The organism is Wolbachia endosymbiont of Drosophila leontia, assembly GCF_028981785.1.
GTDB classification, from domain to species: Bacteria; Pseudomonadota; Alphaproteobacteria; order Rickettsiales; family Anaplasmataceae; genus Wolbachia; species Wolbachia pipientis.
In genome coordinates this window covers 1-1,062 of sequence record NZ_JAPQLK010000068.1, presented here as the reverse complement: position 1 = coordinate 1,062, position 1,062 = coordinate 1, and the positions used below count along the sequence as shown (strand labels likewise).

The window sequence follows — 1,062 nt, the reverse complement described above, 5'->3', positions numbered from 1 at the left end:
ACACTGATATTGGTATGGCTAAATTTGAGATAGTTACATGAATTTACCATAAATCACCATCTCATAAAGTGTGATGCAACAAAGCCATGCCAGTGTCACGCACTGGCATGACACCCTCCTTATGGGCCAAAATCACAATGTTCGTACAGTTGTGGATTCATTCGCGGCATAGATTCCGCTAACAAGTAGCGGAATGACGAATTTGTCGTTTTTTAGATTGTTGTAAGTCAGTTTAGCTATAGCATAATGCTATGTTAATAAATAATCTGTATAATGCTATTAAATATAATAATTAAAATCTAAATCACTTTCTCTATAAAAGGAGAAATTTACCTTAATGAAAATACATATATATTTAATATTGTTTTTATTTTTTTCTTGCACTCAACTATATGCTGACGAGGAAATTGCAAAATTTGATTTACTTATTGGCGAGATAAATGAAGCAAGCTTCACTCTTAAAGGTGCAATAAAGGTTACAGTAGAACCAGGCTGGCACATATATTATAAAGATCCTGGAGATTTTGGCCTTCCCACGTCTATTAGTTACAAAGGTAATGCATCAGATATAAATATTCACTGGCCTATTCCAAAGGAACATAAAGATAAAGTAGGGAGAGAGACGTTTGTAAGTAACGTATATGAGGATATGGTATTATTTCCCTTTAAGATGAATATATTTTTAAATCAAGGGTATATTGACCTTAACTTCCATATAAATTATGCGATATGTAAAGATAGGTGCATCCCTAAAAATGTTGAGATAAAAATCAGGCAACCATTAAAGGATTTTATAGATTCTGATATCAATAAACTTATAAATGAGTGGTATGAAAAATAGAGTTCTCATGGGGTAGGTGTCATTCCAGTGCGTGACGCTGGAATCTAGCTATGGTCAAACCCACATCTGTACAAACTTGTGGTATAAGGGAATTCCTCTAAAATGGCGTCATCCAAGTAGCTGACACTGGGATCTATAATAAAAAAATTTAGATCCCAGTGGGCTTTGTTGCATAGGAACTGAAAAAATCTGGTGGCTACTGACAAAATTCATTATAAAAT

At 33.7% G+C, this 1,062-nt stretch carries 1 protein-coding gene; it reads left to right on the top strand.

Going from position 1 to position 1,062, the window contains the following annotated elements:
• Positions 1–337: 337 nt before the first annotated feature.
• Positions 338–841: a protein-disulfide reductase DsbD domain-containing protein gene (locus tag OZD63_RS02205; RefSeq protein ID WP_044471194.1), complete on the top strand. Its 504-nt coding sequence runs from the start codon at positions 338–340 to the stop codon at positions 839–841.
• Positions 842–1,062: the final 221 nt, after the last annotated feature.